The sequence below is a fragment of the Xanthomonas sp. BRIP62418 genome (assembly GCF_003993495.1).
Classification (GTDB): domain Bacteria; phylum Pseudomonadota; class Gammaproteobacteria; order Xanthomonadales; family Xanthomonadaceae; genus Xanthomonas; species Xanthomonas euroxanthea.
Window position 1 is genome coordinate 1 of record NZ_QEZG01000002.1, and the last position, 245, is coordinate 245.

A 245-nucleotide genomic window follows, 5' to 3' on the forward strand; every position below is an offset into this window, starting at 1 on the left:
CTGCCAACTGCACTGCGGCCGACTTCAAGCCGAACCTGTGGCGCAACAACCAGGCCGATGTGGCCGGTGTGGATATCGAGCCGCAGCGCTACGGCTACTGCGTGCGCCACGAGTGAGCGCAGCAGCGTTACGACGCCAACGCCTGCTCGTGCACGCCGGCAATCGCACGGCCGGATGGGTCGGCCATCGCGGCGAAGCTGGCATCCCAGGCGATCGCGGTCGGCGACGAACACGCGATCGACTTG

General features: G+C 67.3%; 1 pseudogene. It reads left to right on the forward strand.

What is annotated here, in order from left to right:
* Positions 1-116 (forward strand): annotated as a pseudogene (locus EO174_RS00010) (right-handed parallel beta-helix repeat-containing protein); the annotation flags it as partial.
* Between the last annotated feature and the right edge of the window lie 129 nt (positions 117-245).